Consider the following 22,145-nt stretch of genomic DNA (forward strand, 5'->3'; position numbering starts at 1 on the left):
GAATTCAACTAATTTGGGTTTTCGGTCATAAAGCCAACCTTATCAATCTTGCCATACTGTTTTAATACAGCAATAATTTCAATAACTTTTTCGTAAGCTACTTTTTTATCACCCCTAACAAAAACTTGCATATCTGGATAAATCTCTTTTCGAGCAAGCACTTGATTTATAGCCACATTTAATGAAACTGGTTCAAGATCTTCAATCGCGTCCATTCCAGGACTGGTCATTGGATTTATAAAGTAGTTTCCATCTACATCAACTGAAATAATTGAAGGCTGCTGGTCTTGGTAATCAACAACTCCTGCAGGGGCGCTTGGCAAGTCAACCTCAACACCTTGCTCAATAATTGGGGTAGTCATCATAAAGATAACTAAAAGCACTAGCATTACATCAATATACGGAACGATATTAATATCTGCATGGATATCAGGCCTTGAGCGCCTAGGCAGTTCTATCATTTTTGTCTCTGTAGGATTACAAAAATCTCTTCCACAAATGCGGTGTACTTATTACCAATTTCCTCAACATGCGAAACTAATCTGTTGTAAGCAATAGTAGCGGGTATTGCCGCAAAAAGTCCAAAAGCAGTTGCAATAAGAGCTTCCGCAATACCAGGAGCAACAATTGCTATCGTTGCCTGCTTAACTGATGCAAGACCAATAAATGAATGCATGATTCCCCAAACTGTGCCAAAAAGACCAATATAAGGGCTCGATGATGCAATCATCGCAAGAATAGAAAGGCTAGAGTCAAGCCGATCAATCTCATTACTCGCAGAAGTATTCATTGACCTATAAGCTCTTTCAGAATTCATAATGCGTAATTGACTTGACGTGGACTTGCTATGAGTAAACTCTTTGTAGCCAGAGCCAAAAATATCTTCCATTGCAGTCCAGTCAGAGGCTAAAGGAGGTAAATTTTTATACAGAACAGACAGCTCACTTTCTCTTTCAAATTCTTGGTGAAAATTTTCAACATCATTGGATGCATCCATCAATATCTTTTTCTTAGACATAATTACAGTCCAAGAGTAAATTGACATCAAGACCAATATAATCATAACTAACTGAACAACAAGTCCAGCGCTAAATATTAAGCCAACAATTGATAAGCTATTTTCTTCCATTTAGTTTCTCCATGATTTCTTGCGGAAAAGCGCAAGGCTTTAAATTATTTTTTAATACAGAAACCACCTTTACTTCAGCCTCAAATAATACCGTACTTTTTTCTATATTCGTTATTTTCTGAGCAAAAATTAAGCTCGCATGTTTAACTAATTCAATACTAGTTTGAACCTCAATAGTGTCATCAAGAAAAGCGGGTATTAGATAATCTGCCTTCACAGACTTCACAACAAAGACTAGCCCAATTTCTTCTGCAATAATTGCTAGCTCAAAACCAAGTTCACGGAGATGCTCAGTCCTACCCCTTTCAATATACTTTAAATAATTAGCATAATAAACAACGCCGCCAGCATCTGTGTCTTCATAATAGACTCTTATAGTTAAACTACTCATTTACCATATAAGTCTTGAGTATGGCTAAGACGAACCTCTCCTATATGAGAGAAAGCAAGGTCTGTAGCAATCCTGCCTCGCGGTGTTCTCATTATAAATCCCTGCTGAAGAAGGTAAGGCTCTATCATATCCTCTAAGGTTGATCGCTCTTCACCAAGCGCAGTAGCTAAAGTATCAAGTCCTACCGGTCCCGCTGAAAACTTAGTAATAATGAGGCTAAGGTAATCTCGATCGAGCTGTTCAAGGCCTGCCTCATCAACTTTTAACGTTTCAAGAGCTTCTTTTGCAATTTGTATATTTATTACACCATTTGTTTTAACATCTGCAAAATCACGAACTCTTCTTAAAAGGCGATTAGCTATTCTAGGAGTTCCTCTTGAGCGCTTAGCAATTTCTAATGAGCCCTGGCCTTCGATTTCAATATTTAAAATTGAAGCGGACCTTTCTACTATCTCTTGAAGCTCTTTAACATTATAAAAAGTCAAACGATGCACTATTCCAAACCTGTCTCTCAGAGGTGAAGTAAGCATTCCTGCCCTGGTAGTTGCACCAATTAGAGTAAATGGCGGCAGTTCTAGCTGGACTGAGTGAGCAGCAACGCCCTCTCCTACTAAAATATCGAGTTTAAAATCCTCTAATGCGGGATAAAGAATTTCTTCAACAACTGGGTTGAGCCTGTGAATTTCGTCTATAAAAAGAATGTCAAATGGTTCAAGCTTAGTAAGTATTGCAGCCAAATCACCAGAGCGTTCCAGAACAGGGCCAGACGTTTGTTTAATTCCTGCACCCATTTGATTGGCAATAACATTGGCAAGAGTTGTCTTACCTAATCCTGGAGGCCCATAAATTAGGCAATGATCAAGAACATCTGAACGTGACTTTGCTGCCTGAATAAATAAAGACATTTGTGATTTAACATCTTCTTGGCCAATATAATCTGCAAATGAATTTGGCCTAACTGAGGTAACTTTTAGATCCTCATTATTTTGATTTTCTCCGCCAACTAGACTGTCCTCTTCAATCATCTTTAATCATTTTATTTAAAATTTATGGTCTTTATTTTAGACCAATAGGTAGTTATATTTATTAATTATACAAAACTATCCCTTTATCTTAAACTGCTTTATCTTTTGATGAAATTGAATAGACAATGTATAATTAATGGATTAAATTATTTTCGTTTTTTTAAATGTCGAATATTGCAATACTGAGTGTAAACCATCAGATAGCCCCAGTAGCAATTAGGGAAAAAGTAGCCTTTGCTCATGGTGAGCTTGCGCCAGCTATTTCTTCTCTACTCTCACTCAAAGAAATTAAAGGCTGCGTTATCTTTTCTACCTGTAACAGGTCAGAAATTTACGTCTCCCATGACTCAAAGAATATTCGTGATGTTTTAATAAAGTTTTTAGCATCCAGTCACGGTATAGATCATCACTCTTTAATTGAGTATGTTTCTTATTATGAAGAAAATGAAGCCGTCCAACATATATGTAATGTTGCTTGTGGGCTAGAATCTTTAGTTCTAGGTGAGCCTCAAATTTTTGGACAACTAAAAGATGCTTATCAGCTCTCAAAAAATGAAAGTGCTTTAGATAAAATTTTAGAAAAATTATTTCAACATGTCTTTAAAATCGCAAAAAAAGTTCGTACTGACACAAATATAGGTTCTTCACCTGTCTCAGTTGCTTATTGCGCTGTTAAGCTAAGTGAAAAAATATTTACAAACCTTTCAAGCCAAACTGTTTTGCTTATAGGCGCTGGAGAGATGATTGAGCTAAGTGCTCAGCACCTTAGTAAAAGAGGTGTAAGAAAAATGATTTTTGCAAATAGAACTATAGAAAATGCCCAGCCAATTGCAATTAAGCATGATGCCGAGGCGATTTCATTAAAAAGCCTATCTGAAAATCTTCATAGGGTGGATATAGTTATCTCCTCAACAGCAGCGCCTATTCCAATTATTGGAAAAGGCTTAATTGAAACAGTTCTTCATCAAAGAAAACATAAACCAATGCTACTTATTGATTTAGCTATTCCTAGAGATATTGAACCAGAGGCGAATCAACTAGAAGATGTATTTCTATATAGTGTGGATGATTTACAGCAAATTGCTAATAGCAATTTAGAAGAAAGACTAAAAGAAAAAGTTATTGCTAAGAAGATAATTAATGCAAAAAGTGTTGATTTTATTGAATGGGCAAACAATATTCCTAATGAAGAGATAATTAAAAATCATAGAAGGCAAGCAAATTTACTTAAAGATGAGCTATTACAAACTGCCTTAAGAAAACTTAAATCAGGCTCAAATCCTGATCTAGTGGTAGAGGAGCTTGCTGACAAACTTACTAATAAATTACTACATAAAGCTTTAGAGAATTTAAAAAATCCTAGCAGTCTTAAAACTGACTCTCATGAAATAGTCGAAAAAGATAAAACAAATCTCCCTAAGATCGACAACTAATGAATCAATCAATCCTTACTAAATTAGAGCAATTATCCATGCGCCTTGAAGAAATCAACGTGATGCTCTCAGATCAGTCTATTGCCTCTGATCAAAATAAATTTAGAGAACTTTCCATAGAGCACTCTCAATTAAGCCCAATAAATGACAAGTACATTGAATATTTATCAGTCGCTGCTGATATTGATGCTGCAGAAGCTCTTCTCCAGGAAGATGACCAAGACATCAAAGAAATGGCTGAGGAGGAAATTGTTTCAGGTAGAAAGATTTTAGAGCAACTAGAATTAGATCTTAAGAAATCACTTCTTCCAAAAGATCCGAACGACTCACGTAATATTATTATTGAAATTCGAGCAGGAACAGGTGGGGATGAGGCAAGTATTTTTTCAGGTGATCTTTATAGAATGTACACTCGATATGTAGAAAAATCTAAATGGCAGCTAGAAATATTAAGCTCTAATTTAGGAGAGCATGGTGGCTTCAAAGAAATTATTGCTCGAATAAGTGGCACCAACGTCTACTCAAAACTTAAATTTGAATCCGGCGCTCATCGCGTTCAAAGGGTTCCTGAAACTGAGTCTCAAGGAAGAGTTCATACATCTGCTTGCACCGTTGCTGTAATGCCAGAAGTTTCTAGCATTGAAGAAGTTAATATCAATATGAATGATGTAAGGGTTGATACCTTTAGAGCTTCTGGAGCTGGAGGTCAGCATGTCAACAAAACTGACTCTGCAGTTCGCGTAACTCATATTCCTACTGGAACAGTTGTAGAATGCCAAGATGGCCGCTCTCAGCATAAAAATAAAGCTCAAGCTTTATCAGTTCTAGCATCCAGAATTTTGGATGCTCAACAACAAGAACAACAGAAGGAGCAGGCCTCTCAAAGAAAAGAACTTGTTGGAAGTGGTGACCGATCTCAAAGAATCAGAACTTACAATTACCCCCAAGGAAGGGTTACTGACCATCGGATTAATTTAACGCTCTACAAATTAAGCGAAGTCATGGAGGGTGAATTAGAAGCAATTATAGACCCATTAGTAATTGAGCAACAAACTAACCAATTGACCGCACTTAATGAATCCCTTTAACTGCCTCTATTTGGAAGGAATTGGGCAATAAAAAAGAAAACTCCTAAAGTAATAACTATGGCAGGACCAGTTGCTAAATCAAATGTAATTGAAGTGTAAAGCCCTAATAAAACAGAAACAATTGATATGATCATTGAGCTAAAAATCATTGCTATAGGTGAGTTTGAAAAAACTCGAGCTATTGCAGGCGGAATAATTAGTAAAGAGGTAATCAACAAAACGCCTACAATTTGGACTGAAACAGACACAGCCAGTGCTATTAAAAACATAAAAAGCAGCTCATAAAAGGTTTTATTAACGCCTTCAGCTTTGGCTAATTCTTCATTAAGTGTGAGTAATAACAGTTTTTTCCAATTAATAAATAATAGAAAAATAACACCGACCATAACAGAAAATATCCAATAGATATCTTTAGAGGTTATGGATAATATATCTCCAAATAGATAAGAAAAATAATCTATATTTTGATCCCCAATAAAGCCTAGAACTACAATACCTAGCGACAGAGAAATATGAGAGAAGATACCTAGCACAGCATCACTCGACCAGAAGTCTTTTTGCTGCAAAAAAACAATCAGAGTTGCAAATAGTCCTCCAACAATAACCAAACCAAAATTAATACCCAGTCCAGTTGCAAGTCCAAGAGCAACACCTAAAAGCGCACTATGTGAAATAGAGTCCGAAAAATATGAAAGGCGCTTCCAAATAACAAAACAACCTAGAGAGCCTGCGATTATTGATACGCCAATTGCCGCAATTAGTGCCCTATAAATAAAATCATCCATAATTTATAAAGCCCTAAAAAAACTTAATGACAGTCCTTGCATAAGCCATAAAGGTATAGTGAATGATCAGTCAATTCAAAGCCATGTTTTTTTGCAATTTGAAGCTGATGTTGTTCAATAACATCATCTTGAAATTCGATAATCTTACTGCACTTCACACACACTAGATGGTCGTGATGTTCTAAGCCGCATAACTCATAGACAGCCTGGTTATTTTCAAAATTTAATTTTTGAACAATTCCAGATTCTTCAAATTGAGATAAAACGCGGTAAATTGTTGCAACACCAACCTCTTCATTTTGCTCAATGAGAACTCTATAGATGTCCTCAGCACTCAAATGATGGTTTGGTGATTTCTCCAAAACTTCTAAAATCTTTAGCCTTGGAAGTGTAACTTTAAGACCAGCACTTTTTAAATCTTCTGCATCCATTTAAAAATCCTTAAGGTAAAATCTTATTTATATTTTATATGTTTTAACTAATGATGAAGAGATTAACTTTTATTCTACTTGGCTGTCTTATATTGACTGGGTGTACAAATTCTCTTCCTAAGGCGCCTGAAATTCCTAAACTGCCAAAGTTTTCTATGCCAGAGTTACCAAAAATGCCTAAGCTATCACTGCCTAGCTGGGCTAAGCCTAAGATGCCCTCAATTGATGTATATAAACCAACAATTATGCAGGGAACAATTTTAGATATTAAAGAAGTTAATCAGCTTCAATTAGGGATGTCAAAGCAGTCTGTAATGAACTTGATTGGCTCGCCAAGTATTATTGATCCTTTTCATCAATATCAATGGGACTACATTAATCACTCAACAATTGATGGTGAGATAGAAATTAGATACCGCTTAAGGCTTATATTTTCAGGTAATCTGTTATCTGAAATTGACAAGAGTGGCTTAGAGGAATTATTAAACTCTAATTAATAAAAGAATGTGTCTTTAAATTAAGTCCTAAGCTCCTTCGAATCTATCGCCTTTATTGAGCTTATCAACTAAAATAATGATATGTCAAAGCTATCGGTCAATAACTTAAGTTGCCAAAGAGGCTACAACCTTCTCTTTGAAAACTTATCTTTTGAATTAAATTCTGGTGAAGTCCTTAGAATCTCTGGTCAAAATGGATCAGGAAAAACCTCACTTCTAAAGATAATTGCTGGACTTAATACTCCAGAGCTGGGCTCCATAGAATTCGACCAAAATCAATCAAATAGCGAAAAATATCAAATAGAAACTCTATATCTTGGTCACTATGCTGCTTTAAGTTCGGAGCTTAGCTGCATCGAAAATCTAGAATATTTAACCAATCTAAATACAGAAATTTTATCGCCAAATTTTCATGACGCTTTAAAAGAAGTTGGATTAGAAAATTATGAATATGAGTCTGCTGGAAACCTTTCTGCAGGCCAGAAAAGGAGGGTAGCATTATCACTTCTTTTTATTAGTCAGTCGAAAGTGTGGCTTCTTGATGAGCCTTTCACCGCACTAGACTCAGATGGAACCAAGATAATTGAAAATCAAATTGAAAAGCATTGTGCAAATGGCGGTCTATGTATCTTAACAACCCATCAAGATTGCAATATTAAAAACCTTAAGGAGATTTCTCTTTGAATATCTTTTTAACAACTCTAACAAGAGATTTAAAAATGGCATTTAGAAATCCATCTAGCTTTCTTAACCCTCTAATGTTTTTTGTTATTTCTATTTCATTATTTCCAATTGCTATAAGCCCAGATGCTGAAACATTAATGAATATAGCGCCTGGTATTATTTGGGTTATTACAATGCTTGCAGTACTTTTATCACTTAACTCCTTGTTTCACTCCGACTATGATAATGGCGTTCTTGAGCAAATAGTTATTTCACATCACCCACTTCCCTTAATACTGCTTGCTAAAACTACTGCGCATTGGATACTTAGTGGGCTTCCAATCATATTACTTTCACCGTTACTTGGAGTAGCACTATTTTTAGACTCTAATAGCATCTATATTTTAATGTTAACGCTGTGTTTAGCCACCCCTTGTTTGAGCCTAATAGGTTCTATAGGGGCTTCATTAGTTGTTAGTATAAAAAACTCTGGAATGTTATTATCTTTATTAATACTTCCTCTTTATATACCTATTTTAATTTTTGCAACAAGCGCAGTCTCTCAATCACAATTCAACCTTTCAATTAATGGTCAGCTCTATTTTTTAGGCTCAATTCTTATTATTAGTCTTATAACTGCTCCATTTATAAGTGCGGTAGCATTAAGAATTAGCTTAGAATAATCTTTGCACATAATCATAAAAGATTATATAATTATCACGCGCTGATTTGTTTCGATTGCTAGCGTTGTCACTAAGGTGACTAAAATAAGCTAAAGTTGGTGTTTTCCGGAGAAACCCACTTTAATGGTTTTTTTATTTTTTATAGGAATGCACTATGATATTTACTTCTGAATCTGTTTCTGCTGGTCACCCTGATAAAGTTTGTGATCAAATCTCTGACGCTATTCTCGACGCCGCACTAAAACAAGACATTAATTCAAGAGTTGCTGTTGAAACTTTAGTTAAAGATAATCAAGTTGTCTTGGCTGGAGAAATAACTACTAACGCCCAAATTGATTATGAGGAAGTGGTTCGAAAAACTATTCTTGGTATAGGTTATGACAAAGAAGAATATGGCTTTAATGGGAACACTTGTTCAGTAACTAACCTCTTAGGCAGACAGTCACAAGACATTTCTATGGGCGTTACAGAAAGTGAAAATCACGAGCAAGGTGCTGGTGATCAAGGGCTCATGTTTGGTTATGCTGAAAATTCAACAGATGAATTAATGCCAGCACCTATTATGCTTTCTCATCAACTTGTTAAACAACAAGCAGAGCTAATGCTAAACGGCTCCATACCTTGGCTTCGCCCTGATGCAAAATCCCAAGTTTCTTGTATTTATGAAGGTAATCAAATAGTAGGAATTGATGCGGTGGTTCTTTCAACGCAGCATGATGGTGACATCTCATTAGAAGAGCTTAGAGAAACGATACTTGAAGAAATTATTGAGCCGATCTTGCCAGAAAAATGGCTAACAAATGATACTCAGTTCCATATTAATCCAACTGGTAACTTCGTAATTGGTGGTCCTGTTGGAGATGCTGGACTTACCGGAAGAAAAATTATTGTAGATACTTATGGCGGTATGGCTAGACATGGTGGTGGTGCTTTTTCTGGAAAAGACCCATCCAAAGTTGATAGAAGTGCAGCTTACGCAACTCGATATGTTGCAAAAAATATTGTGGCAGCTGGACTTGCTGAAAGATGTGAAATTCAAGTTTCTTATGCAATTGGCGTTGCAGAGCCAACGAGTATTAGTGTTGATACTTTTGGAACTGGAAAAATTCCTCACCATGAAATGGTGGCATTGATTAGAAAGCACTTTGATCTAAGACCTAAAGGATTAATTGCAATGTTAGATTTAAAGCGCCCTATATATCAACAAACTGCTAGCTATGGTCATTTTGGCAGAACTGAAGACTCAATTAGCTGGGAGAAAACTGATAGAGCAGATTTGCTAAAATAGTTTCTTTTTTAATTATTTTTTTGTATAATATCAAACTTACCAAGGAGCGTTGCATTGGGATACTTCTCAATCAGGCTTGGTAACCAAAACGACGCTCATTTTTTTTCAATTTAATAGGAAATAAAATGAGCGAATCAACAATAGATAATACTGGCTTTAAAGTTGCTGATCTTAATCTTGACTACAAAGTTGCTGATATTAATTTGGCAGAATTTGGCCGAAAAGAGATTGAGTTAGCAGAAGCTGAAATGCCTGCTTTAATGGCTCTTAGATCAAAATACAGAAAAGAGCAGCCTTTGAATGGAGCAAGAATTATGGGCTGCATTCATATGACAATTCAAACTGCTGTCCTTATGGAAACGCTAATAGATCTAGGCGCTGAAATTCGCTGGTCATCTTGCAATATTTTTTCAACGCAAGATCATGCTGCATCTGCGATGGCTGCAAAAAATATTCCAGTTTTTGCCTGGAAAGGTGAAACTGAAGAAGAATTTTTATGGTGCATTGAGCAAACTATTCTTCATAATGGTAAGCCATGGGATGCCAACATGATTTTAGATGATGGTGGTGATTTAACAGGAATGGTTCATGAAAAATATCCTGAAATGCTAGATAAAATCCATGGTATCAGTGAAGAAACTACAACGGGTGTCCATCGTCTTCTAGAGATGATTGAAAGTGGTGAGCTTAAAGTTCCAGCTATCAATGTAAATGATGCTGTTACTAAAGCAAAAAATGACAATAAATATGGATGTCGTCACTCATTAAATGACGCTATAAAGCGTGGAACAGATATGTTAATGTCAGGAAAGAAGGCACTTCTAATAGGCTACGGTGATGTTGGAAAAGGCTCTGCTATGTCACTTCGTCAAGAAGGAATGATTGTAAAGATAACTGAAGTAGACCCTATTTGTGCGTTTCAGGCTTGTATGGATGGCTTTGAGGTTGTTTCACCTTATATAGATGGAATCAACACAGGCTCAATGGATTGCATTAATAAAGAATTACTAAGCACTACAGACCTTATTGTTACTTCAACTGGCAATACAAATGTTTGTGATTCAGCAATGTTAAGAAGCCTAAAAGCAGGCTCTTTAGTTTGCAATATTGGTCATTTTGATAATGAAATTGATACTTTATATATGCGTGATAATTGGAAATGGGATGAAGTAAAACCTCAAGTCCACCGTATTTATCGCTCTGAAAATAAAAACGACTACTTAATTTTACTATCTGAAGGTCGTTTAGTTAATCTAGGAAATGCAACTGGTCACCCTTCTAGAATTATGGATGGCTCTTTTGCAAACCAGGTTTTAGCTCAAATGCATCTTTTTGAGAAAAAGTTTGCGAACCTTCCTAATGATCAAAAAGCTGCGAATGTCACAGTCGAGATTCTTCCAAAGAAACTTGATGAAGAAGTAGCTGCTGGAATGGTTGGAGGCTTTGGAGGCGTAATGACTATTTTGACTGACACTCAAGCAAAGTACATCAATACTCCTAAAGAAGGTCCGTTTAAGTCAGAGACTTATAAATATTAAGCTTTCTCTTAGTTAAATAAAAATGCGGGATATCTTCCCGCATTTTTTTTAATAGTATTTAATACAAAAATATAAATGCTAACCCTCAAAAGTTGCTGGTGAGGTAAAATTTTTAATATTGTTATTTTTAGTTCAAATTAATGTCAGCCGCAGAACTCGATACAACTAAATCATTTCAAAATTTGATCCTCAAATTACAAAATTATTGGGCTGAAAAAGGATGCGCTATTACTCAACCTTTTGATATGGAGGTTGGTGCAGGAACCTTTCATCCAGCAACCTTTTTGAGATCAATAGGACCTGAGCCATGGAAAGCAGCATATGTTCAGTCTTCAAGAAGACCAAGTGATGGTCGCTATGGAGAGAACCCAAACCGCCTTCAGCACTATTATCAATTTCAGGTTTTATTAAAGCCTTCTCCAAGTGATATTCAAGACCTTTATCTTGACTCGTTATCTTTTATTGGCATTGACCTACAGATGCATGATATTAGGTTTGTAGAGGATAATTGGGAATCACCAACATTAGGTGCATGGGGCCTTGGCTGGGAGGTCTGGCTTAATGGCATGGAGGTGAGTCAATTTACATATTTCCAGCAAGTTGGTGGCCTTTCATGTAAACCTATTTCTGGAGAATTAACCTATGGTTTAGAAAGGTTAGCAATGTACCTTCAAGGAGTTGATAGCGTTTATGACCTTGTTTGGACAGAAGGCTTAACTTATGGGGATGTTTTCCATCAAAATGAAGTTGAACAATCGAAATATAACTTTGAACTTGCAGATATTGAAGTTCTTTTTAGGCAGTTTGATGAAGCTGAAGCAATGAACTTAAAACTCATTGAAGAGAGCCTTCCTTTTCCTGCTTATGAGCAAACTATGAAAGCGTCACATCTTTTTAATCTTCTTGATGCAAGGCGAGCAATAAGTGTCACAGACAGAGCAAGGTTTATTCGAAGGGTAAGGTCAATGAGCCAAAAAGTAGCTCAAGCTTATCTTGACTCTAGGGAAAGGCTTGGCTTCCCAATGTTAAAAAAATAAGTCCTCATAAGTCAATGAGACCCTTTCACTTTATTTATAGCAAAATTTTAGATTGGTCAGCCAGTCGATTTGCAATCTTATGGCTATCTCTAATAAGCTTTTTAGAGTCCTCAATTCTCCCATTGCCAATTCAGGACTTATTGTTGGCTTCTATGTCTCTAAAAAATAGATCGAAGGCCTACTATTTTGCAACGATTTGTACTCTAGCTTCTGTTCTTGGTGGAATAGCTGGTTATTATATTGGAGTCTTTGCTATGGATCAAATTGGGCCTTTACTTGCTAACCTAGGTTACGAATCAAAGCTACAGAGTGCGCAAATTTATTTTAATACTTATGGAATTGTGATTATTCTTATCGCTGGCTTTAGTCCAGTTCCATACAAGCTATTTACTATTTCCGCTGGAATGATGTCCATGTCACTTATCCCCTTTGTGGCCTTTTCTTTAATTGCAAGGGGTGCTAGATATTTTTTAGTTTCGTTTCTAGTAAGAAAATTAGGAAAAATGGCAGATCAATGGTTAAATAAGTACATAGATTGGCTAGGCTACTTACTTATTTTTATTATTATTTTATTTGTGTGGTATGAATACTAAATTTTTGACTCTTTTTTTACTTATTTTTCTCTCTGGCTGCTTTACCAATGATGCCGGACAAGTTACTGTTGTTGAAAAATCATTTAACAAAGTAGAGGCTTTACAACAAAACACTAAAGCAAAAACCAGTAATTCAAATGTTAACAATGACTGGTCTTTGCCTATTGACGCCTCAATACTTAAAAGCTACTCTGAAAAAGACAGTCACTTTGGATTAACTTACAACAATTCTGCCGGTCAAGAAGTAAGGGCAATAAGAAAAGGCGAAGTAGTATATAGCGGTGATAAAATGACAAGCTATGGAAAAATGATTATTATCAAGCATGCTTATGGCTTCTATAGTATTTACAATCAAAATCAAGAGCTACTTGTAAGTGAGGGTGATATTATACAAAAAGGTGGGCTAATTGCCCTTACCAGCGACAAACCATTTTATTTCGAAATGAAAAAATACGAAGAACCTATTAATCCATTAAAATACCTCTGATGAATGAATTTATCCAAAACATTAGTCCATTTCAGATGGTTGCAGCTCTGCTAGTAATTGCTGTTATTGTTCACATTGCTTTAAGCTTTGTTCTTAAGCAAATCACAAAACATTCTGGCAGTACTAAAACGCAAATAGATGACCACTTAATTCGTGCAATCTCCGCCCCTCTTAAGGTCCTAATTTGGTATGGATGGTTATACTTGTCATTGCGTGAACTAACATCAGAAATTCAGTCACTTGATCAAATTGTTAGCTACATCAGCATCACACCTGTATTTATTTTGACATGGGGAATCTTAAGATTAATTTCAAGCATTGAAAACTTTATGCTTGAATCTGAAGGAAGCTTTGATAAAGATTCTGTAAGGTTATTTGCTCGATTAATGAAAATCCTTTTTGTATTTGCCATTATTCTTGGAGTTGCTCAATTTTATGGCTACGCTATCTCTTCAATACTAACCCTAGGTGGTGTCGGTGGTATTGTCGTAGGTTTTGCTGCTAAAGACATGCTTGCCAACGTTTTTGGCGGTCTTATGATTCAAATGGACAAACCTTTTTCTACTGGAGATTGGATTCGCACTTCAGATAGAAGTATCGAAGGCGTTGTTGAAAAAATTGGCTGGAGAATGACGCGAATTAGAACCTTTAGTAAAAATCCAGTTTATGTTCCAAACGGAATTTTTGCAACCATTCCTATTGAAACCCCTTCTCGAATGACTAACCGTCAGATTTATGAGGTTATTGGAATAAGGTACGATGATATTGCGCAAATGGAAAGTATTATTGAAAAGGTTCAAGCCTTGTTAGCAAACAACGACCATATTGCGAATGATCAGCCCTGCCGAGTATACTTTGATGTATTCAACGCGTCTTCACTTGATTTCGTAATTTGGGCCTTTAGTTCCGATACTGAGGTAGGAGAATTTAAGAAAATGAAAGGCAAGCTTCTCCTTGATATTGCTCAAATAATTGCAGATCATAATGCTGAGATTGCTTATCCAACTCAGACTTTGCATATTCAAAAGACATAAATGAGCATCTCTAAATTATACGTTCGCACCTTTGGGTGTCAAATGAATGAGTACGACTCAGATAAAATGGGTGACGTCCTTAAAGAGTCTCACGGCCTTGAATTAACTGAAGACATTACTGAGGCTGACGTTCTATTGGTAAATACTTGCTCAATTCGTGAAAAAGCCGAGGAAAAATTATTTCATCAATTGGGTCGCTGGAGAAAATTAAAAGAAAAGAAGCCAAACTTGGTAATTGGTGTTGGTGGATGTGTCGCCTCACAAGAAGGCGATCTTATTCTTAAAAGAGCGCCCTATGTTGATATGATTTTTGGCCCACAAACACTTCATAGACTTCCAAATATGCTAAATGAAGCCCTTAATGAGAATCAAATAAGCATCGATATCTCTTTCCCAGAAATTGAAAAATTTGATCACTTGCCTGAGCCTCATAGTGATGGCGCAACAGCATTTGTTTCGATAATGGAGGGATGCAGTAAATACTGTACTTTTTGTGTTGTTCCATATACAAGAGGTGAGGAAATCTCTAGACCATTTAATGATGTAATTCGTGAAGTGGAAATTCTAGCTAATCAGGGCGTTAAAGAAATCAACCTGCTAGGTCAAAATGTTAACTCCTTTAGAGGCCTAATGGATGATGGCGAAGTTGCTGATTTAGCTCTTTTAATAGCCATTGTTGCCCAAGTTTCAGGTATTGAACGCATTCGCTATACCACTTCTCATCCAGTAGAATTTAGTGACAGGCTCATTCAGGCCTACGCTGAAGTTCCGGAGTTAGTATCGCATCTTCATCTTCCTGTCCAGAGCGGCTCTGACCGAGTTTTAGGACTTATGAAACGTGGGCATACTGCAATTGAATATAAATCCAAAATTCGAAATTTAAAGAAAATTAGGCCAGGTATCTCTATATCTTCAGATTTTATTATTGGCTTTCCTGGTGAAACTGAAAAGGACTTTAATGACACAGTTAATTTAATTGAAGAGATTGGCTTTGATAAATCATTTAGTTTTATTTACTCAAAAAGGCCTGGGACAATTGCTGCAAGCTTTGATGATGATGTGAGCGCTGAAACTAAAAAACAAAGATTAGTCGTCATTCAAGATAAGCTTAATGAAAATACCGAAGAAATCTCTAAATCAATGATTGGAAGTATACAAAAAGTCCTTGTAGAAGGTAGCTCAAAAAAAGGAGCAACGTTGTCAGGTAGGACTGAAAACATGAGAACAGCTCACTTCATTGGCAATGAGCAATTAATTGGACAAATCGTATCAGTTAAAATTACTGACGGTATAGGAAACTCGCTTCAAGCAGAATTAATTTAAAACTACAACCTTAACCAGAGTTTAGAATACCAATAATATCGACCTTTTTCTTTATAGGGCATAGTGCAGTTATAGCGACTCCTTCCTGACAAGAGTGGGGCTTTTGATTGAATACTTACCGCCTGAAGGCCGCTCCAATGAAGGTCTGCTAGATCCTGTCCAGAAACAAAACAAGAAAAGTTATTTTTTTCATAAGTAGTTAGTGGCCTTGAAAAAACTAAATCTAATAAGGGCTTGTAATCATTTGAAATTATTAAAGACTTAGGGCTATAGTTTTTAATTGGCATATCCACAGTTTGAACTTTCAGTGAAAAGCTGTCCATTTTTGCATAAGGCCCTGACATTGAGAATCTAGGAAAATTTAAAAAATCACTGGCCTGACTTGCAACTCCAGACTGTTGTCCAAATGCAGTGTAGCCAAGTTCATCTAAATATGAATAAGTCTTATCGTCATACTCACCATATGGGTAAGCAAAAAATTTGTCATTAACACCCAACTCCTTTTTAATCCTGTCTTGGGCATAAGAGATTTCATTTTCTAGTGTCAAAGCATCTTGATTAACTAAATGAAGATGTTTATTACTGTGGTTATAAACATCTATTAAAGGTGCCATTTCACGAAGCTGGCTCCAAGACATCATTAAGTCATATTTTTTATCAATAGACTCCGTTGAAACAAAGACAGACATTGGAAATTGATAGTCAAATAGTAACGGAAAGGCCTCAGTATAGAATGACAAAAAACCATCATCAGCAGTCAAACTAACGCATTTCTCTGGTAAATTTTCTTTAGCTTGAAGGCTTTCAATAACTTTTTTTAAAGGCAGCACCTGGTAATCATTTTTCTTTAAATATTCTAAATGCTGATTAAAAAGATCTGGTGGAGTGCTTGTAGACTTTGGCTCTTCATCTGAAAAACGATGATAAACAAGAATCACACAACCACTTTCACTTGCGTAGGAATTTAGAGGCAGCAAAAAGCTTATTAAAATAAATAACTTTAAAAACAAATTTAATATTTTCATAAGATAAATGATAAATTAAATAGTGCACCAAATCATGCAACTTAACATTTGTTTTCAAAGTAATTCAGTAAAATAAAACCCATGAAATTTACACTCAACATTCAAAGCTCTGAGCAACTAGCAAATATTTGTGGAGGGCTTGACAAAAATATTGAGAATATTGCCACTAACCTTGGCGTTAATATCTCCAATAAAGGTTCAGACTTTAATATAAAAGGAGAGAATTCTGCTTTAGCTGTTTCAGTTTTGCAGGACCTTCTTATTGTATCTGAAACTAAAGCAATCGACTTTGGTGACATAGATCTTTGTATTAAATCACTTAACAGCCCTAATGGAGAAGTAAAATCTGTCACAATTAAAACCAGTCGAAAACATATTCATATTAGAAGCACTAATCAGCAAAATTATGTCAATGCAATTATAGAAAATGATGCTGTTTTTGCAGTTGGTCCAGCAGGGACAGGTAAAACATATTTAGCCGTTGCAAGAGCAGTTGAGGCTCTTGAAAGTTCAGATGTAAAGAGAATAGTTTTGGTTCGACCAGCAGTTGAAGCGGGTGAAAAACTAGGATTTCTTCCTGGCGACCTTAGTGAAAAAGTTGATCCTTACCTTCGTCCAATCTATGACGCACTTTATGAGTTTATAGGCTTTGAAAAAGTCAATAAACTAATAGAACAGCGAGTTATTGAAGTTGCCCCATTAGCATTCATGAGAGGAAGAACCTTAAATGAATCTTATATCATCCTTGATGAAGCCCAGAATACAACCATACCTCAAATGAAAATGTTTTTGACTCGGATGGGGTTTGGTTCAAAGATGGTAATTACAGGTGATGTTACTCAAATTGATCTGCCAAATCCAAAACAATCAGGACTAACAGATGCAATCAAAATTCTCAAAGATATTGAACAAATTGCTTTTTGTAACTTCGATGCCCAAGATGTTGTCAGGCATCAACTAGTTAAAAATATTGTAAGAGCTTACGATAATGCGTAATGATGGCAACTGACAACAAAATCATTGTTGGCCTTTCAGGAGGAGTTGACTCATCCGTTGCAGCTTTTCTTTTGCTTGAAAAAGGTTATGAAGTAGAAGCATTATTCATGAAAAATTGGGATGAAGATGATGACGATGAATATTGCAGCGCATCTCAAGATCTTGCTGATGCTCAGCAAGTAGCAGACCAGCTTGGGATCAAACTCCATACAGTCAATTTCTCTCATGAGTATTGGGAAGATGTATTTGAGCACTTCTTATCTGAACATAAAAAAGGAAGGACCCCTAATCCAGATGTTCTTTGCAATCAAAGAATTAAATTTAAAGCCTTTTTGGATTACGCAAAAGATCTCGGTGCAACAAAAATCGCAACCGGTCACTACGCAAGGATTGCAGAAGAGAATGGCAAGTTCCTATTAAAGTCAGGACTAGATGGAAATAAAGACCAAAGCTATTTTTTGCATTTACTTAACCAAGAACAACTATCTCAAAGTCTTTTCCCATTGGGTGAAATTGACAAGCAAGAGGTTCGTAAAATTGCAAAAAATAATAACTTTCTTAATGCTGACAAGAAAGACTCAACAGGTATTTGTTTTATAGGCGAGAGGCCTTTTTCAGAGTTTTTAACCACTTTCTTGCCAAAAGAGAAAGGTGATATTGTTGATCAAAATGGGGCCTTTATCAAACATCATGATGGGCTGCCTTTCTATACAATAGGTCAGCGCAAAGGACTTGAAATTGGAGGAGGCTTTAGCAATTCTCCTGAGCCATGGTTCGTTGCAGATAAAATTCTAGAGTCCAATAAAATTATTGTAGTGCAGGGTGACCACTCCTTACTTTATCATAACTCTCTAATTGCAGATGATATCCACTGGGTTGATAGCCCTCCCAAGTCATCTTTCAACTGCAGTGCTAAAATAAGGTATCGACAAGACTCACAGAAGTGCGATGTAAGCCTAAATGATGACCAGACTATTAGAGTTGACTTTATTGAATCACAAAGAGCGATAACTCCAGGGCAATCTGTTGTGTTTTATGATGGAGATATTTGCCTAGGTGGTAGCGTTATCAAATCAAAATCTAATGAATAAGACAGCAAAAAAAACGCTTGCACTAGCAAGTATATTTCAATCAACAGCTTTAGTGCATCAACTCGCTCTGACAGGTAAATGTGATGGCCATACTAATAAAGCAAGCCTTAGCAGTATTGTTAGCAAAAGTGACTCTATTGATGAAATATTTACCTCTCCCGAGGACCTAAAGTTAGGCTTTGATTCATTAAAATTAATTCTTGAGAAGAAAACAATTGATATGCACAATGTTATGCTCTATGCAACGGCCCTAATAAATTTAGAAAAAAAATTAATGAAAAAACCAGATTTATTAAATCAAATTTCAAAAGAAATTAGTGTTATTAATAAACAAGAATTTTTTGACATTCACCATAGCAATTCAATAGCTAGACTGGCAGAGCTTTATAAAAATACACTTGGAAGCCTCAATCCAACAATCATGGTCCGAGGTGAACAAATTTATCTTTCAAACCGTCATACTGCAAACCATATAAGAGCCTTGTTACTTGCAGGAATAAGAGCTGTGTCTTTATGGAAAACTCAAGGCGGTAATACTTGGCAATTATTGCTTAATAAGAAGAAAACACTTGAATGTATTAAATCTTTAGCAAATTAACCTAATGCAAACAAATGCTTGCATAAATCAAGTCGAGACTCTATAATTCATGTTTTCGTAATTTAAGCATTAACTAATAAAATATGGCCAATTCAGCAGGATCAAAAAAACGCGCAAGACAAGCAGTAAAGCGCAATAAACATAACTCTCAAATTAGAGCAAAAGTTCGTACCTTTATTAAGAAGGTTTCCTATGCTATTGATGCTGGAGATAAAAAAGAAGCAACTAGTGGTTTTACTGAAATGCAAAAAAATGTTGATCAGGCTGTAAGCAAGGGTTTAATGCATAAAAATCAAGCGGCTAGAAAGAAATCTCGTATTATTGCTCAAATTAAGGCGCTATAAAATTTGCTTACTGCAGGTTAATATATCGATAGCAAAATCATTGCTATAATTAAAGCCCTCTGTTGAGGGTTTTTTTATATTCAAATTTTTTACTAATATGATTAATGAAAGCGACAAATCATTATTTCGATCTACTATAGATCAACAGAAACCTATCGATAAAGATGGTGTTAAAAAAACTGCTACCTCTAAAAATGGGTCAAACAAACTGTTTCAAAAATATAGTTTTTTATATGAACCTAATATATCTGGCTCCGAAGCTGTAGTTCATTATAAATCTGGATTATCGCCAAAAGTTCTTAAAAAAATGAAACAAGGCAACATAGGCTCCACTCCATCAATTGACTTGCATGGCCATAAGATAGAGGAGGCATGCCAATCACTCTCTAAGTTTATTCATTTTCATTCAAACGAACGCTTTATTCATGTTATTCATGGAAAAGGTTATCACTCAGATAATGGCCTCTCAATTATGAAGTCCCAAGTAGTTCATTATCTAAAGCAACACCCAGAAGTGCTGGCATTCTGTTCCTGCACGCAGGAAATGGGCGGAACTGGGGCTGTTTTTGTTCACCTCAAAGCAAATGTTTAATATTGATGAAATTTATACCGTATCTAACTTCTTGAGGTTGTGTCGAAGCTCAATTGAAAAAAATGTGCCGCATTGTTTCATTCAAGGTGAAATTTCAAACTTATCTAAACCATCTTCTGGGCATTGGTATTTTTCATTAAAAGATTCAAGTGGTCAAATCAGATGTGCATTTTTTAGGTTAAATCAGCGAAAAGTACAATTTAATCCTGAAAATGGAATGTCTGTAATTATTAGAGGGGCGCCAACACTTTATGAACAAAGAGGAGATTTTCAGCTAATAGTTCAACAAATGGAGCCCGCAGGAATTGGAAACCTTCAGCTTGCGTTTGACCAACTAAAGAATAAGTTAAGGATTGAGGGATTATTTGAATTGGAGAATAAAAAAGATCTGCCCTTGTATCCTAAAAAAATTGGCGTCATCTCTTCATCCACTGGTTCAGTTATAAAGGACATAATTAAAGTTTTAAATTCACGCTACCCTTTTGCCGAAATTCTGCTTTATGACACAGTTGTTCAAGGTGAAAATGCGCATAAAAAAATAGTTAAAGCGCTTCAAGCTGCTGACAGTCAAAAAAATTGTGATGTTCTCATTCTGGCAAGAGGTGGAGGATCATTAGAAGACTTATGGGCTTTCAATGAAGAAGAGCTTGCTCGAGAAATATTTAAATGCTCAACTCCCATAATTAGCTCTATAGGTCATGAAACTGATACAACAATTGCTGACTTTGTTGCTGATATAAGAGCACCAACCCCATCAGCTGCTGCTGTTTCTGCAACGCCTGACCGCAACGTTTTAATCTATAAAGCATCTAAATTGAGAAAAAATTTGCAAGACTTAATGGTTCAGTCTTTGAGTCAAAAGCATGCATACCTAAATATGCTTCAGCTCAAAATTATTGATCCAAGTCAACAATTACTTCAAAATGCTCAAAAACTTGATGACTATGAGATGCGCTTATTTAGAATTACAAATAGTCTAATTGATAAAAATAAGACAAATCTTAATCAACAAATAACTCGATTAAAAAACTACTCAGATTACTTCTTTAAGCACCAAAAAAATGAATTAAGTAATAAAGCCAGTCTTCTTAATCTTCTATCACCTCTTAATACTCTTTCAAGGGGTTACACAATAACGCATAATGAAAAAGAAAAAGTTATAGTTTCATTTAGAAAAATTAATTCTGGAGACCTTATTGTTACTAAATTTCATGACGGTAAAGTCATTTCAAAAGTTACAAAGAAAGAGGATAATTAGAGCACATCAACACTCTAGTAAATTAAATTATGCAATCTAATGTTTCATTTTTACGTCGATTAGGCTCAATTACTTATGATCTATTGCTTGTATTCTCATTTGTATTTTTTATTGCCGGAATAGTAATTCTTATCAACCAAAAAGAGCCTATCACTAATAGTCTTTTCTTTTATCTTTTAACGCTTCCAGTAATCTTCTCTTACTTCTCCATATCATGGGTTAAAGGTAAGCAGACTCTGGGCATGAGAGCTTGGAAGTTTGAAATTACCCAGCAAGATGGTGAAAATGTCACTTATAAGCAATCTCTTTTAAGGTTAATATTAGCGATAACTTCATTAGCAGGAATTGGCTTTATATTTCAGTTTTTTAATAAATATAAGCTTCCATTGCATGATTACTATTCGAAAACTTACCTTACTGAAATTCATAAATAAATGAGTAATAGATCTGCCACAGGACTAATTGGGTTTATTAATAGAAATAAACTTACTCTGGTTCTCATTGTTATTTTATTTTCTCTAATAAAGCAGAATATTTTTACTAATAATTTCCCATATATTGTTTTAAATAAACAAAAAATAATCAATGATATTAAGAAAACTAATACTAATTTAATAGATCAAAATGCTCTGATTGAAGGTCAAATAAACAGCTTTACTGAAGAAGACTCAAGATTGGTTGAGTCTAAAGCTAGATTTAAATATGGCCTAATTAAGGAAGGGGAATATTTTTTTAAAATTAATAAGATTATCGTAACTGATAATTTAGAAGAAACTATTGATTCTTCTTTATAATTAATGGCATTATCTCAATCTT

The 22,145-nt window shown here is 35.5% G+C and carries 27 protein-coding genes and 1 riboswitch; of the genes, 20 read left to right on the plus strand and 7 right to left on the minus strand.

What is annotated here, in order from left to right:
• Positions 1-8 precede the first annotated feature (8 nt).
• The 4 genes from ABXT44_RS06175 to ruvB are packed head-to-tail and all read right to left on the minus strand — an operon-like array spanning position 9 to position 2,545.
• Complete coding sequence (locus ABXT44_RS06175) at positions 9-461, minus strand: ExbD/TolR family protein (protein ID WP_416651209.1); 453 nt, start codon at positions 459-461, stop codon at positions 9-11.
• Positions 458-1,129 carry a protein TolQ gene (gene tolQ, locus ABXT44_RS06180; protein WP_416651210.1) on the minus strand — a complete coding sequence of 224 codons (672 nt, stop codon included), beginning with the start codon at positions 1,127-1,129 and terminating at the stop codon, positions 458-460. The genes ABXT44_RS06175 and tolQ overlap by 4 nt, the downstream gene beginning before the upstream one ends.
• Positions 1,116-1,520, minus strand: a complete 405-nt coding sequence (gene ybgC / locus ABXT44_RS06185; RefSeq protein WP_416686366.1) for a tol-pal system-associated acyl-CoA thioesterase — start codon at positions 1,518-1,520, stop codon at positions 1,116-1,118. The genes tolQ and ybgC overlap by 14 nt, the downstream gene beginning before the upstream one ends.
• Entirely contained in the window at positions 1,517-2,545 is a 1,029-nt protein-coding gene (ruvB, locus tag ABXT44_RS06190; RefSeq protein WP_416651212.1) for a Holliday junction branch migration DNA helicase RuvB, read from the minus strand. Before ruvB ends, ybgC begins: the two co-directional genes overlap by 4 nt.
• A 164-nt stretch (positions 2,546-2,709) precedes the next feature.
• On the opposite strand from ruvB, the gene hemA reads away from it, so the two are divergent.
• Both hemA and prfA read left to right on the plus strand, forming a co-directional pair.
• Positions 2,710-3,978, plus strand: coding sequence for a glutamyl-tRNA reductase (hemA, locus tag ABXT44_RS06195; protein WP_416686367.1), 1,269 nt, complete (start codon positions 2,710-2,712; stop codon positions 3,976-3,978).
• Positions 3,978-5,066 (plus strand): peptide chain release factor 1, encoded by a 1,089-nt coding sequence (gene prfA / locus ABXT44_RS06200; RefSeq protein WP_416686368.1) that lies wholly within the window; start codon positions 3,978-3,980, stop codon positions 5,064-5,066. Before hemA ends, prfA begins: the two co-directional genes overlap by 1 nt.
• Here prfA and ABXT44_RS06205 read toward each other — a convergent pair.
• Both ABXT44_RS06205 and fur read right to left on the minus strand, forming a co-directional pair.
• The gene (locus ABXT44_RS06205; RefSeq protein ID WP_416686369.1) at positions 5,063-5,851 is read right to left on the minus strand and encodes a metal ABC transporter permease; all 789 of its coding nucleotides are present in this window, start codon (positions 5,849-5,851) and stop codon (positions 5,063-5,065) included. The two genes, prfA and ABXT44_RS06205, sit on opposite strands and share 4 nt — an antisense overlap.
• Before the next feature lie 23 nt (positions 5,852-5,874).
• Positions 5,875-6,282 carry a ferric iron uptake transcriptional regulator gene (gene fur / locus ABXT44_RS06210; RefSeq protein WP_416677406.1) on the minus strand — a complete coding sequence of 136 codons (408 nt, stop codon included), beginning with the start codon at positions 6,280-6,282 and terminating at the stop codon, positions 5,875-5,877.
• Between the two features lie 50 nt (positions 6,283-6,332).
• Between fur and ABXT44_RS06215 the strand changes: the two genes are divergently transcribed.
• The 10 genes from ABXT44_RS06215 to miaB all read left to right on the plus strand — a co-directional run bounded on the left by ABXT44_RS06215 (position 6,333) and on the right by miaB (position 15,425).
• Positions 6,333-6,779: an outer membrane protein assembly factor BamE gene (locus ABXT44_RS06215; protein ID WP_416686370.1), complete on the plus strand. Its 447-nt coding sequence runs from the start codon at positions 6,333-6,335 to the stop codon at positions 6,777-6,779.
• Between the two features lie 81 nt (positions 6,780-6,860).
• Complete coding sequence (gene ccmA, locus ABXT44_RS06220) at positions 6,861-7,463, plus strand: cytochrome c biogenesis heme-transporting ATPase CcmA (protein WP_416686371.1); 603 nt, start codon at positions 6,861-6,863, stop codon at positions 7,461-7,463.
• Positions 7,460-8,125 (plus strand): heme exporter protein CcmB, encoded by a 666-nt coding sequence (gene ccmB, locus ABXT44_RS06225; protein ID WP_416686372.1) that lies wholly within the window; start codon positions 7,460-7,462, stop codon positions 8,123-8,125. Before ccmA ends, ccmB begins: the two co-directional genes overlap by 4 nt.
• A gap of 154 nt (positions 8,126-8,279) precedes the next feature.
• Complete coding sequence (gene metK / locus ABXT44_RS06230) at positions 8,280-9,413, plus strand: methionine adenosyltransferase (RefSeq protein WP_416686373.1); 1,134 nt, start codon at positions 8,280-8,282, stop codon at positions 9,411-9,413.
• A gap of 35 nt (positions 9,414-9,448) precedes the next feature.
• Positions 9,449-9,517, plus strand: a riboswitch (S-adenosyl-L-homocysteine riboswitch).
• Positions 9,518-9,538: 21 nt separating this feature from the next.
• On the plus strand, positions 9,539-10,951 hold the full coding sequence (ahcY, locus tag ABXT44_RS06235) for an adenosylhomocysteinase (protein WP_416686374.1): 1,413 nt from the start codon (positions 9,539-9,541) through the stop codon (positions 10,949-10,951).
• Between the two features lie 140 nt (positions 10,952-11,091).
• Positions 11,092-11,988, plus strand: coding sequence for a glycine--tRNA ligase subunit alpha (gene glyQ / locus ABXT44_RS06240; protein WP_416686375.1), 897 nt, complete (start codon positions 11,092-11,094; stop codon positions 11,986-11,988).
• Positions 11,989-12,002: 14 nt separating this feature from the next.
• Positions 12,003-12,581 carry a YqaA family protein gene (locus tag ABXT44_RS06245; RefSeq protein ID WP_416686376.1) on the plus strand — a complete coding sequence of 193 codons (579 nt, stop codon included), beginning with the start codon at positions 12,003-12,005 and terminating at the stop codon, positions 12,579-12,581.
• Positions 12,571-13,068: a murein hydrolase activator EnvC family protein gene (locus ABXT44_RS06250; RefSeq protein WP_416686377.1), complete on the plus strand. Its 498-nt coding sequence runs from the start codon at positions 12,571-12,573 to the stop codon at positions 13,066-13,068. The genes ABXT44_RS06245 and ABXT44_RS06250 overlap by 11 nt, the downstream gene beginning before the upstream one ends.
• The gene (locus ABXT44_RS06255) at positions 13,068-14,102 is read left to right on the plus strand and encodes a mechanosensitive ion channel family protein (protein WP_416686378.1); all 1,035 of its coding nucleotides are present in this window, start codon (positions 13,068-13,070) and stop codon (positions 14,100-14,102) included. The genes ABXT44_RS06250 and ABXT44_RS06255 overlap by 1 nt, the downstream gene beginning before the upstream one ends.
• Positions 14,103-15,425, plus strand: coding sequence for a tRNA (N6-isopentenyl adenosine(37)-C2)-methylthiotransferase MiaB (miaB, locus tag ABXT44_RS06260; RefSeq protein ID WP_416686379.1), 1,323 nt, complete (start codon positions 14,103-14,105; stop codon positions 15,423-15,425). It abuts the gene before it with no gap.
• A 2-nt stretch (positions 15,426-15,427) separates the two neighbouring features.
• Here the strand turns inward: miaB and ABXT44_RS06265 are convergent, their stop codons facing one another.
• A complete protein-coding gene (locus ABXT44_RS06265) occupies positions 15,428-16,450 on the minus strand; it encodes a polysaccharide deacetylase family protein (RefSeq protein ID WP_416686380.1) in 1,023 nt (340 codons plus the stop codon).
• Between the two features lie 81 nt (positions 16,451-16,531).
• On the opposite strand from ABXT44_RS06265, the gene ABXT44_RS06270 reads away from it, so the two are divergent.
• The 8 genes from ABXT44_RS06270 to ABXT44_RS06305 all read left to right on the plus strand — a co-directional run bounded on the left by ABXT44_RS06270 (position 16,532) and on the right by ABXT44_RS06305 (position 22,123).
• Entirely contained in the window at positions 16,532-17,446 is a 915-nt protein-coding gene (locus ABXT44_RS06270) for a PhoH family protein (RefSeq protein ID WP_416686381.1), read from the plus strand.
• 2 nt (positions 17,447-17,448) lie between these two features.
• A complete protein-coding gene (gene mnmA / locus ABXT44_RS06275) occupies positions 17,449-18,537 on the plus strand; it encodes a tRNA 2-thiouridine(34) synthase MnmA (RefSeq protein ID WP_416688453.1) in 1,089 nt (362 codons plus the stop codon).
• The gene (hflD, locus tag ABXT44_RS06280) at positions 18,530-19,135 is read left to right on the plus strand and encodes a high frequency lysogenization protein HflD (RefSeq protein ID WP_416686382.1); all 606 of its coding nucleotides are present in this window, start codon (positions 18,530-18,532) and stop codon (positions 19,133-19,135) included. Before mnmA ends, hflD begins: the two co-directional genes overlap by 8 nt.
• A gap of 83 nt (positions 19,136-19,218) precedes the next feature.
• On the plus strand, positions 19,219-19,479 hold the full coding sequence (gene rpsT / locus ABXT44_RS06285) for a 30S ribosomal protein S20 (protein WP_416651240.1): 261 nt from the start codon (positions 19,219-19,221) through the stop codon (positions 19,477-19,479).
• A 97-nt stretch (positions 19,480-19,576) separates the two neighbouring features.
• Positions 19,577-20,071 (plus strand): Smr/MutS family protein, encoded by a 495-nt coding sequence (locus ABXT44_RS06290; protein ID WP_416686383.1) that lies wholly within the window; start codon positions 19,577-19,579, stop codon positions 20,069-20,071.
• Entirely contained in the window at positions 20,064-21,329 is a 1,266-nt protein-coding gene (gene xseA, locus ABXT44_RS06295; RefSeq protein WP_416686384.1) for an exodeoxyribonuclease VII large subunit, read from the plus strand. Before ABXT44_RS06290 ends, xseA begins: the two co-directional genes overlap by 8 nt.
• Positions 21,330-21,358: 29 nt before the next feature.
• The gene (locus ABXT44_RS06300; protein ID WP_416686385.1) at positions 21,359-21,763 is read left to right on the plus strand and encodes an RDD family protein; all 405 of its coding nucleotides are present in this window, start codon (positions 21,359-21,361) and stop codon (positions 21,761-21,763) included.
• Positions 21,764-22,123: an FtsB family cell division protein gene (locus ABXT44_RS06305; protein WP_416677436.1), complete on the plus strand. Its 360-nt coding sequence runs from the start codon at positions 21,764-21,766 to the stop codon at positions 22,121-22,123.
• Positions 22,124-22,145 lie beyond the last annotated feature (22 nt).

The sequence above is a fragment of the Candidatus Pseudothioglobus sp. Uisw_041 genome (assembly GCF_048087625.1).
Taxonomy (GTDB): Bacteria; Pseudomonadota; Gammaproteobacteria; order PS1; family Pseudothioglobaceae; genus Pseudothioglobus.

What these genes read in the sequence shown, in the direction of transcription:
- ABXT44_RS06175 (WP_416651209.1), bottom strand. Translation starts at nt 461, where the DNA reads ATGATAGAACTGCCTAGGCGCTCAAGGCCTGATATCCATGCAGATATT.
- tolQ (WP_416651210.1), bottom strand. Translation starts at nt 1,129, where the DNA reads ATGGAAGAAAATAGCTTATCAATTGTTGGCTTAATATTTAGCGCTGGA.
- ybgC (WP_416686366.1), bottom strand. Translation starts at nt 1,520, where the DNA reads ATGAGTAGTTTAACTATAAGAGTCTATTATGAAGACACAGATGCTGGC.
- ruvB (WP_416651212.1), bottom strand. Translation starts at nt 2,545, where the DNA reads ATGATTGAAGAGGACAGTCTAGTTGGCGGAGAAAATCAAAATAATGAG.
- hemA (WP_416686367.1), top strand. Translation starts at nt 2,710, where the DNA reads ATGTCGAATATTGCAATACTGAGTGTAAACCATCAGATAGCCCCAGTA.
- prfA (WP_416686368.1), top strand. Translation starts at nt 3,978, where the DNA reads ATGAATCAATCAATCCTTACTAAATTAGAGCAATTATCCATGCGCCTT.
- ABXT44_RS06205 (WP_416686369.1), bottom strand. Translation starts at nt 5,851, where the DNA reads ATGGATGATTTTATTTATAGGGCACTAATTGCGGCAATTGGCGTATCA.
- fur (WP_416677406.1), bottom strand. Translation starts at nt 6,282, where the DNA reads ATGGATGCAGAAGATTTAAAAAGTGCTGGTCTTAAAGTTACACTTCCA.
- ABXT44_RS06215 (WP_416686370.1), top strand. Translation starts at nt 6,333, where the DNA reads ATGATGAAGAGATTAACTTTTATTCTACTTGGCTGTCTTATATTGACT.
- ccmA (WP_416686371.1), top strand. Translation starts at nt 6,861, where the DNA reads ATGTCAAAGCTATCGGTCAATAACTTAAGTTGCCAAAGAGGCTACAAC.
- metK (WP_416686373.1), top strand. Translation starts at nt 8,280, where the DNA reads ATGATATTTACTTCTGAATCTGTTTCTGCTGGTCACCCTGATAAAGTT.
- ahcY (WP_416686374.1), top strand. Translation starts at nt 9,539, where the DNA reads ATGAGCGAATCAACAATAGATAATACTGGCTTTAAAGTTGCTGATCTT.
- glyQ (WP_416686375.1), top strand. Translation starts at nt 11,092, where the DNA reads ATGTCAGCCGCAGAACTCGATACAACTAAATCATTTCAAAATTTGATC.
- ABXT44_RS06245 (WP_416686376.1), top strand. Translation starts at nt 12,003, where the DNA reads ATGAGACCCTTTCACTTTATTTATAGCAAAATTTTAGATTGGTCAGCC.
- ABXT44_RS06250 (WP_416686377.1), top strand. Translation starts at nt 12,571, where the DNA reads ATGAATACTAAATTTTTGACTCTTTTTTTACTTATTTTTCTCTCTGGC.
- ABXT44_RS06255 (WP_416686378.1), top strand. Translation starts at nt 13,068, where the DNA reads ATGAATGAATTTATCCAAAACATTAGTCCATTTCAGATGGTTGCAGCT.
- miaB (WP_416686379.1), top strand. Translation starts at nt 14,103, where the DNA reads ATGAGCATCTCTAAATTATACGTTCGCACCTTTGGGTGTCAAATGAAT.
- ABXT44_RS06265 (WP_416686380.1), bottom strand. Translation starts at nt 16,450, where the DNA reads ATGAAAATATTAAATTTGTTTTTAAAGTTATTTATTTTAATAAGCTTT.
- ABXT44_RS06270 (WP_416686381.1), top strand. Translation starts at nt 16,532, where the DNA reads ATGAAATTTACACTCAACATTCAAAGCTCTGAGCAACTAGCAAATATT.
- mnmA (WP_416688453.1), top strand. Translation starts at nt 17,449, where the DNA reads ATGGCAACTGACAACAAAATCATTGTTGGCCTTTCAGGAGGAGTTGAC.
- hflD (WP_416686382.1), top strand. Translation starts at nt 18,530, where the DNA reads ATGAATAAGACAGCAAAAAAAACGCTTGCACTAGCAAGTATATTTCAA.
- rpsT (WP_416651240.1), top strand. Translation starts at nt 19,219, where the DNA reads ATGGCCAATTCAGCAGGATCAAAAAAACGCGCAAGACAAGCAGTAAAG.
- ABXT44_RS06290 (WP_416686383.1), top strand. Translation starts at nt 19,577, where the DNA reads ATGATTAATGAAAGCGACAAATCATTATTTCGATCTACTATAGATCAA.
- xseA (WP_416686384.1), top strand. Translation starts at nt 20,064, where the DNA reads ATGTTTAATATTGATGAAATTTATACCGTATCTAACTTCTTGAGGTTG.
- ABXT44_RS06300 (WP_416686385.1), top strand. Translation starts at nt 21,359, where the DNA reads ATGCAATCTAATGTTTCATTTTTACGTCGATTAGGCTCAATTACTTAT.
- ABXT44_RS06305 (WP_416677436.1), top strand. Translation starts at nt 21,764, where the DNA reads ATGAGTAATAGATCTGCCACAGGACTAATTGGGTTTATTAATAGAAAT.